This window comes from Streptococcus oralis, assembly GCF_003942875.1.
Taxonomy (GTDB): domain Bacteria; phylum Bacillota; class Bacilli; order Lactobacillales; family Streptococcaceae; genus Streptococcus; species Streptococcus oralis_BX.
Genome location: NZ_RMVK01000012.1, coordinates 1 through 17,457, shown reverse-complemented (window position 1 = coordinate 17,457; position 17,457 = coordinate 1). Strand labels below are relative to the sequence as shown.

The window sequence follows — 17,457 nt, the reverse complement described above, 5'->3', positions numbered from 1 at the left end:
CAATTAAGAAATATATTCAAGAACAGGAAAAGCATGATATAGCACTAGATAAATTAAGTGTAAAAGAATATGAGGATCCCTTTAGGGATAGTGGTAAGTAATACTAAAGCCTCTTTAAGAGGCAAGTGACGAGTCAAGAGCAATGAGGCTTGAACAACGTGAAAGCCAGCGCCTTTAGGCGCTGGCTGGTGATTTGGGCTTATAGCCCTGGTGCAAACCACCCGTTAGACGGGTGGTTATGATTGCTTAATGTGATACGCGACGGCGAGCTGCTTTTTTGCGGTTTTCTTCGATGAAAGCTGCTTTTTGCTCTTCTGGCTCAATCACTTTCTTTTTAATTGCGTATACTGCACCTGCAACGGCAGCGACAGTTCCTGCGACACCTGTTACAAGACCTTTAGCGAATCCTTTAGCCATGAGTCTTCCTCCTTTATCTTCCTGATCAGCCTAGCTCCTCAAGTGGTAGCATTTTTCTGACTGACCTTTTTGTGATATAATAATAGTAACGAAAAAATGGAAATTTTTCAAGGAAAAAAGATGAAAACAAAAATAATTGTGATTGTTGGACCGACTGCTGTTGGGAAGACAGCCCTTGCTATTGAAGTGGCCAAGCGCTTTGATGGAGAGGTGGTCAGTGGTGACAGTCAGCAAGTATACAGAGGGTTGGATATTGGGACGGCCAAGGCTAGCCCAGAGGAGCAAGCAGCTGTTCCTCATCATTTGATTGATGTCAGAGAGGTGACCGAGTCTTACTCGGCTTTTGATTTTGTTTCAGAAGCTAAGAAGGCTATTGAGGATATTCAAAACCGTGGCAAGCTAGCCATTATCGCTGGAGGCACAGGCCTTTATATCCAGAGCTTGCTTGAAGGCTATCATCTAGGTGGGGAAACACCTCATGAGGAGATTGTAGCCTATCGGGCTAGTTTGGAGCCTTATTCAGATGAGGAATTAGCCCATCTGGTGAAGCAAGCAGGCCTTGAAATTCCCCAGTTTAACCGTCGTCGAGCTATGCGTGCCTTGGAAATCGCCCATTTTGCTCAGGATTTGGAAAATCAGGAAAGTCCTTATGAAGCACTGATTATCTGCTTGGATGATGAACGCAGTCAGCTTTATGAGCGTATCAATCGCAGAGTAGATCTGATGTTTGAGGCTGGACTTTTGGATGAGGCCAAGTGGCTCTTTGACCATTATCCAGATGTGCAGGCAGCCAAAGGCATTGGCTACAAGGAACTTTTTCCTTATTTCCGTGGGGAGCAAACTCTTGAGGAAGCAAGCGAGAGTCTCAAACAGGCGACTCGCCGTTTTGCCAAGCGTCAGCTGACCTGGTTCCGTAATCGCATGCAGGTGATCTTTTATCAGATAGGAGAGCCTGACGTGCAGGACCGCATTTTAAGCCAGATAGAGGAGTTTTTAGATGATTGAAACGGAGAAAAAAGAGGAACGGGTCCTGCTAATTGGTGTGGAATTACAGGGCATGGACAATTTTGACCTCTCCATGGAAGAGTTGGCCAGTCTGGCTAAGACTGCTGAAGCAGTCGTAGTAGGTAGTTACAGACAAAAACGGGAAAAGTATGACTCCAAGACCTTCGTTGGTTCTGGTAAGTTGGAAGAGATTGCGCGGATGGTGGATGCAGAAGAAATTACTACTGTCATTGTCAATAATCGTTTGACTCCACGGCAAAATGTCAATCTAGAGGAAGTTCTGGGTGTCAAGGTGATTGACCGTATGCAGTTGATTCTAGATATCTTTGCCATGCGGGCTCGAAGCCATGAAGGAAAACTCCAAGTCCACCTGGCCCAGCTCAAGTATCTCTTGCCCCGCTTGGTTGGTCAAGGGATTATGCTCAGCCGTCAGGCAGGGGGAATTGGTTCCCGTGGTCCAGGTGAAAGCCAGCTGGAACTGAACCGTCGTAGTGTTCGTAATCAAATCACAGATATCGAGCGCCAGCTCAAGGTGGTTGAGAAAAATCGGGCGACAGTCAGAGAAAAACGCTTGGAGTCAAGTACCTTTAAGATTGGTTTGATTGGCTACACCAATGCTGGAAAATCAACCATCATGAACACCTTGACCAGCAAGACCCAGTATGAGGCTGACGAGCTCTTTGCGACCCTGGATGCGACGACAAAGAGCATCCATCTAGGGGGTAATCTTCAGGTCACCTTGACTGATACGGTTGGGTTTATCCAAGATTTGCCAACAGAATTGGTGTCCAGTTTTAAGTCAACCTTGGAAGAAAGCAAGCATGTGGATCTACTAGTTCATGTCATCGATGCCAGCAATCCTTACCACGAGGAGCATGAGAAAACAGTCCTGTCCATCATGAAAGACTTGGACATGGAGGATATTCCTCGCTTGACTCTTTATAACAAAGCGGATTTGGTGGAGGATTTCACGCCAACTCAAACGCCTTATGCCCTCATTTCTGCCAAGTCTGAGGATAGTCGTGAGAACTTGCAAGCATTGTTTTTGGAGAAGATCAAGGAGATTTTTGAAGTCTTTACCCTGCGCGTGCCCTTTTCAAAATCCTACAAGATACATGATCTAGAAAGTGTAGCGATTCTGGAGGATCGTGACTACCAAGATGATGGAGAAGTGATTACAGGCTATATTTCCGAGAAAAATAAATGGAGGTTAGAGGAATTTTATGACTGATATTAAAACCTTGGCTCTAAAATATGGGGGCTATACAAGTCTGGATAGGGGCTATATAGATCAGCTTCTAGCTGGCAAAACAGAGCAAGAGCAGTTGGCTCTCATCACACCTCCTCCGAGTGTCGTTAATGCCTACTTTGCAGAACTCTACCAGAAAAAGAGTCCTGAAGCTGCGACGGATTATTTTGCAGAACTCAGTCATGAACTGAACCTCTACAATGCTGAGCCAAGTTTCATCTTTGAAAATAAGCCTTTTATTCGTCTTAATTTATCTGGCAAATCCTTTGGATTTTGCTATGAGAGTGAGGGCTTGGGGCGGATCTTCTCTGAAAATGAAGAGGGAATCTCGGATGACTTGCTTTTTGAGATTGCGCAAATTTTCCCTCATCAACTCGTCTTTGAAGAGTCTGGCAAGATTTACATGAAAGCTGTCGGAGATGAGGAAGTTATTAGTGTAGAAAATCTCACAGCTTTGACGGATTTGGAAAGTTTGGCTGATGGTCGCAAACGTCTAAAGGGCTACAGCCAAGAGGATTTATTGCAAGAAGCTGTTGCTTTTTCTGGCAAGCGCTATTTCCGATCGGAAAATCGCACAGCCATGTTATATATTGATTAATTAGAAAGTATCGAATGGATATTCAATTTTTAGGAACAGGGGCTGGTCAGCCCTCCAAAGCTCGCAACGTTTCAAGCCTTGCCCTGAAACTCTTGGATGAGATTAACGAAGTCTGGCTCTTTGACTGTGGAGAAGGAACGCAAAATCGCATTCTGGAAACCACAATTCGACCACGTAAGGTCAGCAAAATCTTTATCACTCACCTGCATGGAGACCATATCTTTGGATTGCCAGGATTTCTCTCTAGCCGTGCCTTTCAGGCCAATGAAGAGCAGACAGATTTGGAAATCTATGGACCTCAAGGGATCAAGTCATTTGTCTTAACTAGTCTACGTGTGTCCGGTTCTCGTCTGCCTTACCGCATTCATTTCCATGAGTTTGACCAAAATTCTCTAGGGAAAATTCTTGAAACCGATAAATTCACTGTGTATGCAGAGGAACTGGACCACACTATTTTCTGTGTTGGTTATCGTGTCATGCAAAAGGATCTTGAAGGCACCTTGGATGCTGAAAAACTCAAGGCTGCTGGTGTTCCGTTTGGCCCGCTTTTTGGAAAAATCAAAAACGGCCAGGACGTTGTTTTAGAAGACGGAACTGAAATCAAGGCAGCTGATTATATCTCAGCTCCTCGTCCAGGTAAGATTATTACTATACTTGGCGACACCCGAAAAACCAATGCCAGTGTGCGTCTAGCTGTCAATGCAGATGTCCTTGTCCATGAGTCCACTTATGGCAAGGGTGATGAAAAAATTGCTCGTAACCATGGTCACTCTACTAACATGCAGGCTGCTCAGGTTGCGGAAGAAGCAGGAGCCAAACGCCTCTTGCTCAACCATATCAGCGCTCGCTTTCTCTCAAAAGATATTAGTCAGCTTAAGAAAGACGCGGCAACTGTTTTTGAAAATGTCCATGTCGTCAAAGATCTGGAAGAGGTTGAGTTATAATGTTATAGTTCGTTGAGAGGGAAATAAGATGACTGTTGAAAATCGTTTATTGGATAAAGCGGATTGGTATTTTGAGAATGCATTAACCAACTACTTGCACAGCTATTCATTACAAAAAGAAGAGCTAACTCAAAATAATTATCGGGAGATTTATCGTTGGGCTGCGAATCATATCGGTTTTTTCGTTACTTGGCTCATCCAGCATGATGCCAAAGAAATGATGTCTCCTGATGAAGAAACGGTATTCCAAAGTATAAAAAATGAGCAAACTTTGGGTGTTGATTATCTTTTAGACTGGTGCGATGGTAAACTGGGAACAATGGATATTACAAAGGATTTTCAGGCTTTTGTAAATGACTATTATGAACATCAGTATATGGATGATTATTCCGAATTTGTAGTCAATGACTTAGATGACTTGCCTTTAGAATTTTTAGGTGACTGGGAGGATTATCATCTGTTTGCTCCTGTCATTGATCAAGCTTATGCTCATTATTTAGCTGGAAAAAGATTTCATTAATTGACCAAAACTTTGAAAGGAATAGAGATGCGCACCATCATCATCACTGGGGCTAGCGGTGGCCTAGCCCAAGAAATGGTCAAACTCTTGCCAAATGACCAACTCATCTTACTAGGTAGAAACAAGGAAAAATTAGCCCAACTCTACGGAAATCATTCTAATGTGGAATGGATTGAAATCGATATTACTGATGACTCGGCCCTAGAAGCTCTGGTAGCTGACCTCTATCTCCGTTATGGCAAGCTTGATGTCTTGATTAACAACGCTGGTTACGGGATTTTTGAGGAATTTGACCAGATTTCTGATCAAGATATTCACCAGATGTTTGAGGTCAATACCTTTGCTCTGATGAATCTGTCTCGTCGTCTTGGAGCTCGCATGAAAGAAAATCGAAAAGGCCATATCATCAATATCGTCAGCATGGCAGGTTTGATTGCGACTAGCAAGTCTAGTCTTTACTCAGCAACCAAATTTGCGGCTATTGGATTTTCAAATGCTCTGCGCCTCGAACTGATGCCCTATGGTGTCTATCTAACGACGGTTAATCCAGGACCGATTCGTACTGCCTTTTTTGACCAGGCAGATCCAGATGGGAGCTACCTCAAGTCGGTTGACCGCTTTCTCTTAGAACCAGAAGCAGTCGCTAGAAAGATTGTCAAAACCATAGGAAAAAACAAACGGGAACTCAACCTCCCAGTTTTGTTGAACCTAGCCTATAAGTTTTATACCCTCTTTCCCAAGTTAGCCGATAAGTTGGCAGGGGGAATCTTTAATTATAAGTAAAAGGAGTTCCTTACAAAAGGAACTTTTTTATAATATTGAACTGAGTTTCAAAAATTTGTTTGTTTTTGTTCTAAATCTACATTCACTTTTTTCGAATCTTCTACAAATTTTAGAAAAAACAATCAAAAATATGATTTTTTGTGTTTAGGGTATTGAAATTTCCTATATTATTTTATAAAATAAGGGTAAAAGACTATGAAAAAGTAATACGCTTACAATGAAATGGAAGCGGTTACTAAAGGAGGGTTTTATGGAAAAAGGCCATTGGAATCGTAAAAGAGTCTACAGCATTCGTAAGTTTGCCGTAGGCGCTTGCTCTGTCATGATTGGAACCTGTGCGGTTCTATTTGGAGGAAGTGTCATTGGAGAATCACCAGTTTTCGCCGATGAAACTCCTATCGCTCACACTGTGGAACAAGCAAAAGAGGAAAGTCCGGCAGTGGAGGAAAAAGAAGATCAAACTGTAGCAGAGCACAAGGATGTTGCAAGTGTCGATCAAAGTCAAGCTGCTCCAATTGAAGCAAGCAAACCAGAGAAGAAAGAAGATGAACCTGTAGCTCCAAAAGAGGAGAAAGCGTCACTAAAACCTGAAGAAACAGCTCCAAAGGTAGAATCTCAAGCTTCAAGTCAAGAAAAGCCTGTCAAGGAAGAGTTGAAAGCTGCGACAAATGAAGAAGTGAATCAAATGATTGAAGATAGAAAAGTGAATTTTAATCAAAATTGGCACTTTAAACTCAATGCGAATCCTAAAGAAGCTGTGAAATCGGATGCAGATGTATCAACATGGCAAAAATTGGATCTCCCACACGACTGGAGTATCTTTAACGATTTTGACCATCAGTCACCTGCCCAAAACGAGGGTGGACAGCTCAATGGTGGTGAAGCTTGGTATCGCAAGACCTTTAAACTTGATGAAAAAGATCTCAAGAAAAATGTTCGTGTCACTTTTGATGGTGTCTATATGGACTCTCAAGTCTATGTCAATGGCCAGTTAGTGGGGCATTATCCAAATGGATATAACCAGTTCTCATACGATATCACCAAATACCTTCACAAAGATGGTCGTGAGAATGTGATTGCTGTCCATGCGGTTAACAAACAACCAAGTAGCCGTTGGTACTCAGGTAGTGGTATCTACCGTGATGTGACCTTGCAAGTGACAGATAAGGTTCATGTTGAGAAAAATGGGACAACTATCTTAACACCAAAACTTAAAGAACAGCAACACGGCAAGGTTGAAACTCATGTAGCCAGCAAAATCGTCAATACAGATGATAAAGACCATGAACTGGTGGCAGAATATCAAATCGTTGAACGTGGTGGTCAAGCTGTAACAGGCTTGGTTCGAACAGCGAGCCGTACCTTGAAAGCACATGAATCAACAAGCCTTGATGCGATTTTAGAAGTTGAACAACCAAAACTCTGGACCGTTTTAAATGATAAACCTGCCTTGTACGAATTGATTACGCGTGTTTACCGTGACGGTCAATTGGTTGATGCTAAGAAGGATTTGTTTGGTTACCGTTACTATCATTGGACTCCAAATGAAGGTTTCTCTTTGAATGGTGAACGCATTAAATTCCATGGTGTTTCCTTGCACCATGACCACGGAGCGCTTGGAGCAGAAGAAAACTATAAGGCAGAATACCGTCGTCTCAAACAAATGAAGGAGATGGGCGTTAACGCCATCCGTACAACTCATAACCCTGCAAGTCCACAGACCTTGCAAATCGCAGCAGAACTTGGTTTGCTCGTTCAGGAAGAGGCCTTTGATACTTGGTATGGTGGCAAGAAACCTTATGACTACGGACGTTTCTTTGAAAAAGACGCTACTCACCCAGAAGCTAGAAAAGGTGAAAAATGGTCTGACTACGATCTTCGTACCATGGTCGAAAGAGATAAAAATAACCCAGCTGTCTTCATGTGGTCTATCGGAAACGAAATCGGTGAAGCCGATGGTAAACCTCATTCTCTAGCAACGGTTAAACGCTTAGTAAAAGTGATTAAAGATGTTGATAAAACTCGTTACGTTACCATGGGAGCAGATAAGTTCCGCTTTGGTGATGGTAGTGGTGGACATGAGAAGATTGCAAATGAACTGGATGCGGTTGGTTTCAACTACTCAGAAGACAACTACAAGAAACTTCGTGCGAAACATCCAAACTGGTTGATTTATGGTTCAGAAACATCTTCAGCGACCCGTACACGCGGTAGCTATTATCGTCCTGAACAGGAATTGAAACATAGTAACGGACCTGAGCGTCATTACGAACAGTCTGACTATGGTAATGACCGAGTTGGCTGGGGTAAAACGGCAACAGATTCATGGACCTTTGACCGTGACAACGCTGGCTATGCTGGACAGTTTATCTGGACAGGTACGGACTATATCGGTGAACCTACACCATGGCACAACCAAAACCAAACTCCCGTTAAGAGCTCTTACTTTGGTATCGTAGATACAGCCGGTATTCCAAAACATGACTTTTATCTCTACCAAAGCCAATGGGTTTCTGCTAAGAAGAAACCGATGGTACACCTTCTTCCTCACTGGAACTGGGAAAACAAAGAATTAGCAGACAAAGTTGCTGACTCAGAAGGTAAGATCCCAGTTCGTGCCTACTCAAACGCTGCAAGCGTTGAATTGTTCTTGAATGGTCAATCTCTTGGAGTTAAGAAATTTAACAAAAAACAAACCAGTGATGGCCGTAGCTACCAAGAAGGTGCCAATGCTAAGGAACTCTATCTTGAGTGGAAGGTGGCTTACCAACCAGGTACTTTAGAAGCTGTAGCTCGCGATGAAGCTGGAAAAGAAATTGCACGTGATAAAATCACGACGGCAGGCCAACCAGCAGGTGTTCGCCTCGTCAAGGAAGAACACGCAATCGCAGCAGATGGAAAAGACTTGACCTACATCTACTACGAAATCGTAGATAGTGAAGGAAATGTGGTACCAACTGCCAATAATCTGGTTCGCTTCCAATTGCATGGACAAGGTCAACTGGTCGGTGTCGATAATGGGGAACAAGCCAGCCGTGAACGCTATAAGGCACAACCAGATGGTTCTTGGATTCGCAGAGCCTTTAACGGTAAAGGGGTTGCCATTGTTAAATCAACTGAGCAAGCAGGTAAATTCACTCTAACAGCCCATTCAGATCTCTTGAAATCTGGTCAAGTAACGGTCTTTACTGGTAAAAAAGAAGGCCAAGAAAAGACCGTTCTCGGAACAGAAGTACCAAAAGTACGTACTGTTATTGAGAAAGAGCCAAAAATGCCGAAGACAGTCGGTTTTATCTACAGTGACGGCAGTCGTGAAAAACGTCCAGTAACTTGGTCTTCAGTTGATGTGAGCCAAGCAGGAGTTGTGACTGTTAAAGGTATGGCAGACGGACGCGAAGTTGAGGCCCGTGTCGAAATTCTAGCAATCGCAAATGAGCTTCCAACTGTTAAGCGTGTTGCTCCAGGAACAGACTTGAGCGCTGTTGACAAATACGTTTCTATTGCTGTTACGGATGGAAGCGTACAAGAATACGAAGTTGATAAGTGGGAGATTTCGGAAGCAGATAAAGCTAAACTGTCAGTTGCAGGATCACGTATTCAAATGACTGGTCAACTGGGTGGTGAGACTATTCACGCTACCCTTGTGGTAGAAGAAGGTAATCCTGCGGCTCCTGCAGTACCAAATGTAACTGTTGGTGGCGAATCTGTCACTGGTTTTACTACTCAAAATCCAATGCAATATCGAACTCTTGCTTACGGTGCATCCTTGCCAGAAGTTGTAGCAAGTGCTGAAAATGCAGCTGTTACAGTGGTGCAAGCAAGTGCAGCAAACGGTATGCGTGCAAGCATCTATGTTCAACCAAAAGATGGTGGACCTCTTCAAACCTATGCAATTCAGTTCCTCGAAGAAGCACCAAAAATTGACCATTTGAGCCTACAAGTGGAGAAAGCTGGCAGCCTCAAAGAAGACCAAACAGTGAAATTGTCTGTCCTTGCACACTATCAAGACGGAACACAAGCAGTTTTACCAGCAGATAAGGTGAACTTCTCTACAAGTGGTGAAGGGGAAGTCGCAGTTCGTAAAGGAATGCTTGAGTTGCATAAGCCAGGAACAGTCACTCTCAAAGCAGAATATGAGGGGGCTTCAGGTCAAATCGCTCTCACGATCCAGGCCAATACTGAGAAAAAAGTAGCCCAATCTATCCGCCCAGTGAACGTAGTAACAGACTTGCATCAAGAACCAAGTCTTCCAGCAACAGTAACGGTTGAGTATGACAAAGGTTTCCCTAAAGCGCACAAAGTCACTTGGCAAGCCATTCCAAAAGAAAAACTCGATCACTATCAAACCTTTGAAGTTCTAGGTGAAGTTGAAGGTCTGGATCTTGAAGCGCGTGCAAAAGTCTCTGTAGAAGGTATCGTTTCAGTTGAAGAAGTCAGTGTGACGACCCCAATCGCAGAAGCACCACAATTACCAGAAAGTGTTCGTACCTACGATTCAAATGGTCACGTTTCATCAGCTAAGGTTACCTGGGATACGATTCGTCCAGAGCAATACGCCAAGGAAGGTGTCTTTACAGTTAATGGTCGCCTAGAAGGTACGCAATTAACAACTAAACTTCATGTTCGCGTATCTGCTCAAACTGAGAAGGGTGCAAACATTTCTGACCAATGGACCGGTTCAGAATTGCCACTTGCCTTTGCTTCAGACTCAAATCCAACTGATCCTGTTTCAAACGTCAACGATAAATTGATTTCCTTTAATGACCGCCCAGCTAACCGTTGGACAAACTGGAACCGTAGTAATCCAGAAGCTTCAGTTGGTGTCCTATTCGGAGATTCAGGTATTTTGAGCAAACGTTCAGTTGATAATCTAAGTGTCGGATTCCACGAAGACCACGGAGTTGGTGTACCGAAGTCTTATGTGATTGAATATTATGTCGGTAAGACCGTTCCAACAGCCCCTAAAAACCCTAGCTTTGTAGGTGAGGAAAACCATGCCTTTAACGATCCTGCAAACTGGAAAGAGGTAAGCAATCTCAAAGCACCAGCTCAATTAAAAGCTGGAGAAATGAATCATTTCAGCTTTGATAAGGTTGAAACCTATGCGGTTCGCATTCGTATGGTTCGACTTGATAGCAAGAAAGGAACTTCTATCACAGAAGTACAAATCTTTGCAAAACAAGTCGCAGCAGCCAAACAAGGACAAACGAGAATCCAAGTTGACGGTAAAGACTTAGCAAACTTCAACCCTGATTTGACAGACTACTACCTTGAGTCTGCAGATGGAAAAGTTCCTGCAGTAACAGCAAGTGTTAGCAACAATGGTCTCGCTACCGTCGTTCCAAGTGTTCGTGAAGGTGAGCCAGTTCGTGTTATCGCGAAAGCTGAAAATGGGGACATCCTAGGAGAATACCGTCTACACTTTACAAGCAATAAAGACTTGCTCTCTCGTAAACCAGTTGCCGCGGTCAAACAAGCTCGCTTGCTACAAGTAGGGCAACCGCTTGAATTGCCAACTAAGGTTCCGGTTTACTTCACAGGTAAAGATGGTTACGAAACAAAAGACTTGGCAGTTGAATGGGATGAAGTTCCAGCAGAAAATCTGACAAAAGCAGGTCAATTTACTATTCGAGGTCGTGTCCTTGGTAGTGATCTTGTTGCTGAGTTCACTGTACGAGTGACAGACAAACTTGGTGAAGCTCTTTCAAATAACCCAGAGTATGATGAAAATAGTAACCGCGCCTTTGCTTCAGCCACTAACGACATTGATAGAAACTCCCATGACCGTGTGGACTATCTCAATGACGGAAATCATTCAGAAAATCGTCGTTGGACAAACTGGTCTCCAACACCATCTTCTAATCCAGAAGTATCAGCAGGTGTAATCTTCCGTGAAAATGGTAAGATTGTAGAACGGACTGTAGCGCAAGCCAAACTTCATTTCTTTGCAGATAGTGGTACGGATGCCCCATCTAAACTCGTTTTGGAACGCTATATTGGCCCAGAGTTTGAAGTGCCTACCTACTATTCAAACTACCAAGCCTACGATGCAGCTCATCCATTTAACAATCCAGAAAATTGGGAAGCTGTGCCTTATCGTGCGGATAAAGACATCGCAGCTGGTGATGAAATCAACGTAACATTTAAAGCTGTCAAAGCCAAAGCCATGAGATGGCGCATGGAGCGTAAAGCTGACAAGAGCGGTGTTGCGATGATTGAGATGACCTTCCTTGCACCAAGTGAATTGCCTCAAGAAAGTACCCAATCGAAGATTCTTGTGGATGGAAAAGAACTTCCTGACTTCGCTGAAGGTCGTCAAGACTATCAAATCACCTATAAAGGTCAACGTCCAAAAGTCTCAGTCGAAGAAAGTAATCAAGTAGCTTCAACAGTTGTAGATAGCGGAGACGATAGCCTTCCAGTACTTGTTCGCCTTGTTTCAGAAAGTGGAAAACAAGTCAAGGAATACCGCATCCAGTTGACTAAGGAAAAACCAGTTTCTGAGAAGACTGTTGCTGCTGTACAAGAAGATCTTCCAAAACTCGAATTTGTTGAAAACGATTTGGCCTACAAGACAGTTGAGAAAAAGGATTCAACGCTGTATCTAGGAGAAACTCGTGTAGAACAAGAAGGAAAAGTTGGTAAAGAACGTATCTTTACAGCGATTAATCCTGATGGAAGTAAGGAAGAAAAACTTCGCGAAGTGGTAGAGGCTCCGACAGACCGCATCGTCTTGGTCGGAACTAAACCAGGAACCTCCCTTCCAGAAGATGAAGTGAAGAACCTAGTCCTTAACAGACCAGAACTTGTAATCGAAGAAGAAACAATTGATTTCAAGGTTCAGGAACAAAAGAATGATCAGCTTCCAGCGGGTCAAACTCGTGTTCTCCAAGAAGGTCAAAAAGGTATCCGTGTTCACTTGATCGAAGTGGAAAATGGAAAACGTCAGCTTAAAGAAACTTACGATAAAGTCGCTGCTCAAGATCGCGTTGTAGAAGTTGGTACGGCTAGTGAAACAACTAAACCAGTACCTCAAGAATCTACAAAACCACAAGTATCAGAAAAAGCAGATACAAAAGAAATTGTTTCAAGTGAAGCTAGTCAAGCTCAAGAAGAACAGTTACCAAATACAGGAAGTGCAGCAAGTCAAGCAGCTCTAGCAGCAGGTTTAGCTCTTCTTGGTTTGAGTGCAGGTCTAGTGGCCACTAAAGGTAAAAAAGAAGACTAGAATGAATCAGTATTTCTTCTAAATGTATCTCAGAAAGACCAGGGAATCCTGGTCTTTTTAATGGGTAGAAGCATTCTCTCTAGACCAATTTAACGTTTAAGAAATCAGATAACCAAAATGATAAAAACACTATCTGGTATCGAAAACGAGATGAACTTATTTTTTTAAAAATAGCGGTAAAATATACCAGTTTCTGTTTCGATGATAGGAGAAGAAAAGACACAAAGCGGTTAATATACGGATGTGAAAAAGTCGATTTCAATCGGTAAGAAAAAATTGGATATTTTTTATAAAAATTTGCTTGATAGTTCTAGCCTTTTTCTTCATAGTATGATAAAATGTGGATGTAATGTGGCTAATAATTTTCGCTTGAAAAAGGAGAATGGTGATTAGTTGGGGACAATCATTTAGTTTACTATTACATTGTACATTTACAACTGAATATTATAAGAAAGGAAGATTAAATGAACAAGAAAATAAGATCTTGGATTCAGATCCTTATTCTTTGTTTGGGAGTTATTCTCCAATCATTTGCCCCTCTGACGCAAGTACATGCGACAGAGTATAATGATGTGATCACTAGTGTTGGTGTTGAAAACAGATCTGGTGAAGCTTTAACGCAAGGGTTGGATATTTGGCAAGAATTCCGTCTTACTGCAGATTTTGTTTTGCCAGATAATACGGTGCATGAAGGTGATACAACAACACTTCAATTGCCATCAGAGATTACATTTTCAAACTCTTCAGACATTGAATTACGAGATGCTTCTAACAATCTTGTAGCTACTGGTCGTTTAGATGCAGCTAGCAAAACAATTACTCTAACTTACACAAAGTTTGTTGAGAATAATTCTGGCGTTAGGGGGAAATTCTTTGTCTATGTCCGAGTTGACCATGACGTTGTTTCAGAAGAAAAAGACGTTGATGTTAACGTTACAGTAGGCCATAGAGTTCTATTTGCAGGGAAAATTCGTTATAACGGCCCTCCAGGGAAATACGACTCTAAAATTGAAAAGAGTTCCTTCCAATACAAGGATGACGAGAAAAATGTAATCCGTTATAACATTACTGTAAACCGCAATATGGCGAACTACAGTGATGTCACTATCAAAGATGCTTTCTCTTCTCCAAATATGACATTCCTACCAGATACTTTTCGTATTTACAAAGTAGATTGGAGTTGGAATAACGGAGACTGGAAATGGACTAATGCTCAGGATATGACCGAAACCTTTAAAAACCAACTAGTGGTAAATGCGAATGGTGATGGTTTCACCCTTCCTTTAGGAGATACTAATGGTTTTGGTTATATGATCGAGTATCGAGCTAAAGCGAATTATGATCTAGTCGATGGTGAGGAAATCACGAACGTAGCCAACATGAGCTACAATGGTAGTGAGAATGAACAATCAACAAGCACACGTACCTACCAGATTGCAGGTGGTGTTGCGGAAGGATATGTTTTCACCATTAAAATTCATAAGGTAGACGAAGCAGGCCAACCATTGCAAGGCGCAGTTTTTGAAGTAATTCGTGATCGTAACCAAGCCGTTGTTGGACGATTGACAACAGATTCTGATGGTAACGCTAGTGTAGGCAAATTGTTGCGAGACAACTATACAATTCGTGAAGTAACTGCTCCTCTTGGCTATGACAAATTAACTGAAGATATTAAAATTTCTCCAGATGAGTTTGGTTCTGACAAATCAGTAGAACGTCGAATTGAAAATAAGAAGACACCTCCGAAGACTCCAATTGAAAAAGAGATTACTTTCAAAAAGGTGGATCCAAATGGAAAAGAAATTCCAGGAGCGGAACTGAAAATCTATAGTGGAGATACAGTCAATCTTGAAGAGGCACCTGTTGCAGACTGGACTACTGTAGCTGACACTTCTAAAGTGATTAAGCTGGCACCAGGGACCTACACTCTAAGAGAGTTCAATGCTCCAGAGGGATATCAAATTGTAGGAGATATTACTTTTACTGTTAATGCTGACGGTTCTATCACTATTAAGAATAAGGGAGCTGATGACACTGTTCTTGCAGCTGGTCCAGTTCTGACTATTACCGACAAAGAGGATACTAGTCCAAAACCAATTACCTTTAGTAAGGTTAACCTTGGTGGTACAGAAATTGCAGGAGCTCAAATCAAGATCTACAAGGGCGATAAGGCAGAAGGCACAGCTGTAGAAAGCTGGACTTCAGAAGCTGGTAAGTCTAAAGAATTGAGCTTGGCCCCAGGTACTTACACCTTCCATGAGGAAGCAGCCCCAACTGGTTACCTCAAAGTAACGGATATCACTTTTAAAGTTAACTATGACGGAACAGTTAAAGTTACCAATGTTGGTACTAAGGATGCTAAAGGCGAGGACAATACTGTCGTAACCGATGGTTCAACAATCAAAGTCACTGACAAAGAAGATACAACTCCAAAGGCGATTACCTTCAGTAAGGTAAACCTTGGAGGAAATGAAATCGCTGGTGCACAGATTAAGATCTACAAGGGCGACAAGGCAGAAGGCACAGCTGTAGAAAGCTGGACTTCAACTGACCAACCTAAGCAACTGAATCTTGAACCAGGCATCTACACTTTCCATGAGGAAGCAGCCCCAACTGGTTACCTCAAAGTAACGGATATCACTTTCCAAGTTAAACCTAACGGTACTGTTGAAGTGACAAAAGTAGGTGAAAAAGATTCTAAAGGTGAAGACAATCGTGTTGTAGCCCAAAATTCAACTCTGACAGTTACTGATAAAGATGACGATGTAGCTCGTAAAATCACGTTCAGTAAAATTAGTCTTGGTGGGGTTGAAATCGCAGGTGCACAAATCAAGATCTTCAAAGGCGATAAGGCAGAAGGCACAGCTGTAGAAAGCTGGACTTCAGAAGCTGGTAAGTCTAAAGAATTGAGCTTGGCCCCAGGTACTTACACCTTCCATGAGGAAGCAGCCCCAACTGGTTACCTCAAAGTAACGGATATCACTTTTAAAGTTAACTATGACGGAACAGTTAAAGTGACGAATGTTGGTACTAAGGATGCTAAAGGCGAGGACAATACTGTCGTAACCGATGGTTCAACAATCAAAGTCACTGATAAAGATGACGATAGTCCACGTAAGATTACCTTTAGTAAGGTTAACCTTGGTGGTACAGAAATTGCAGGAGCTCAAATCAAGATCTACAAGGGCGACAAGGCAGAAGGCACAGCTGTAGAAAGCTGGACATCTGAAGTTGGTAAGTCTAAAGATCTCAACTTGGCCCCAGGTACTTACACCTTCCATGAGGAAGCCGCTCCAACTGGTTACCTCAAAGTAACGGACATCACTTTCCAAGTCAAACATGACGGCACAGTGGAAGTGACAAACGTTGGTGAGAAAGACTCTAAGGGTGAAGAAAACAAAGTTGCCACAAACGGCTCAACAGTAACTGTAACCGATAAAGACGATGACCTTCCACGTAAGATTACCTTCAGCAAGGTTAGCCTTGGTGGAACAGAAATCGCAGGCGCTCAAATCAAGATCTACAAGGGCGACAAGGCAGAAGGCACAGCCGTAGAAAGCTGGACATCTGAAGCTGGTAAGTCTAAAGATCTCAACTTGGCCCCAGGTACTTACACCTTCCATGAGGAAGCAGCCCCAACTGGTTACCTCAAAGTAACGGACATCACTTTCCAAGTCAAACATGATGGCACAGTGGAAGTGACAAACGTTGGTGAAAAAGACTCTAAAGGTGAAGAAAACAAAGTCGTAACCAACGGCTCAACTGTAACTGTAACGGATAAAGACGATGACCTTCCACGTAAGATTACCTTTAGCAAGGTTAGCCTTGGTGGAACAGAAATCGCAGGTGCACAAATCAAGATCTACAAGGGCGATAAGGCAGAAGGCACAGCCGTAGAAAGCTGGACTTCAGAAGCTGGTAAGTCTAAAGATCTCAACTTGGCTCCAGGCACTTACACCTTCCATGAGGAAGCAGCCCCAACTGGTTACCTCAAAGTAACCGACATCACTTTCCAAGTCAAACATGATGGCACAGTGGAAGTGACAAATGTTGGTGAGAAAGACTCTAAGGGTGAAGAAAACAAAGTCGTAACCAACGGCTCAACAGTAACTGTAACCGATAAAGATGATGATCTTCCACGTAAGATTACCTTCAGCAAGGTTAGCCTTGGTGGAACAGAAATCGCAGGCGCTCAAATCAAGATCTACAAGGGCGATAAGGCAGAAGGCACAGTCGTAGAAAGCTGGACTTCAGAAGCTGGTAAGTCTAAAGATCTCAACTTGGCCCCAGGTACTTACACTTTCCATGAGGAAGCCGCTCCAACTGGTTACCTCAAAGTAACCGACATCACTTTCCAAGTCAAACATGATGGCACAGTGGAAGTGACAAATGTTGGTGAAAAAGACTCTAAAGGTGAAGAAAACAAAGTCGTAACCAACGGCTCAACTGTTACAGTAACCGATAAAGACGATGACCTTCCACGTAAGATTACCTTCAGCAAGGTTAGCCTTGGTGGAACAGAAATCGCAGGCGCTCAAATCAAGATCTACAAGGGCGATAAGGCAGAAGGCACAGCCGTAGAAAGCTGGACTTCAGAAGCTGGTAAGTCTAAAGATCTCAACTTGGCCCCAGGTACTTACACCTTCCATGAGGAAGCAGCCCCAACAGGTTACCTCAAAGTAACGGACATCACTTTCCAAGTCAAACAAAACA

General features: G+C 42.8%; 9 protein-coding genes and 1 pseudogene. 9 read left to right on the top strand and 1 reads right to left on the bottom strand.

Annotation, left to right across the window (positions count from 1 at the left end; all coding sequences use genetic code 11):
• Window positions 1–101: pseudogene (locus tag D8844_RS10265) on the top strand (IS200/IS605 family transposase); the annotation flags it as partial.
• Window positions 102–246: 145 nt separating this feature from the next.
• On the opposite strand, the gene D8844_RS10260 reads toward D8844_RS10265, so the two are convergent.
• Entirely contained in the window at window positions 247–417 is a 171-nt protein-coding gene (locus D8844_RS10260; RefSeq protein WP_001051782.1) for a DUF3042 family protein, read from the bottom strand.
• 120 nt (window positions 418–537) lie between these two features.
• On the opposite strand from D8844_RS10260, the gene miaA reads away from it, so the two are divergent.
• From miaA to D8844_RS10220, 8 genes are all read left to right on the top strand, one after another.
• Window positions 538–1,422, top strand: coding sequence for a tRNA (adenosine(37)-N6)-dimethylallyltransferase MiaA (gene miaA / locus D8844_RS10255; protein ID WP_125423881.1), 885 nt, complete (start codon window positions 538–540; stop codon window positions 1,420–1,422).
• Window positions 1,415–2,653 carry a GTPase HflX gene (gene hflX / locus D8844_RS10250; protein ID WP_125423878.1) on the top strand — a complete coding sequence of 413 codons (1,239 nt, stop codon included), beginning with the start codon at window positions 1,415–1,417 and terminating at the stop codon, window positions 2,651–2,653. Before miaA ends, hflX begins: the two co-directional genes overlap by 8 nt.
• Window positions 2,646–3,269 (top strand): cystathionine beta-lyase, encoded by a 624-nt coding sequence (locus D8844_RS10245; protein WP_125423875.1) that lies wholly within the window; start codon window positions 2,646–2,648, stop codon window positions 3,267–3,269. The genes hflX and D8844_RS10245 overlap by 8 nt, the downstream gene beginning before the upstream one ends.
• A gap of 14 nt (window positions 3,270–3,283) precedes the next feature.
• Entirely contained in the window at window positions 3,284–4,213 is a 930-nt protein-coding gene (gene rnz / locus D8844_RS10240; RefSeq protein WP_125423872.1) for a ribonuclease Z, read from the top strand.
• 28 nt (window positions 4,214–4,241) lie between these two features.
• Complete coding sequence (locus tag D8844_RS10235; RefSeq protein ID WP_125423869.1) at window positions 4,242–4,733, top strand: DUF7832 domain-containing protein; 492 nt, start codon at window positions 4,242–4,244, stop codon at window positions 4,731–4,733.
• A 27-nt stretch (window positions 4,734–4,760) separates the two neighbouring features.
• Window positions 4,761–5,516, top strand: coding sequence for an SDR family NAD(P)-dependent oxidoreductase (locus D8844_RS10230; RefSeq protein WP_125423866.1), 756 nt, complete (start codon window positions 4,761–4,763; stop codon window positions 5,514–5,516).
• 250 nt (window positions 5,517–5,766) lie between these two features.
• A complete protein-coding gene (gene bgaA, locus D8844_RS10225) occupies window positions 5,767–12,744 on the top strand; it encodes an LPXTG-anchored adhesin/beta-galactosidase BgaA (protein WP_125423863.1) in 6,978 nt (2,325 codons plus the stop codon).
• Between the two features lie 464 nt (window positions 12,745–13,208).
• The coding region (locus D8844_RS10220) for a SpaA isopeptide-forming pilin-related protein (protein ID WP_125423860.1) at window positions 13,209–17,457 on the top strand (4,249 nt) is incomplete at its 3' end.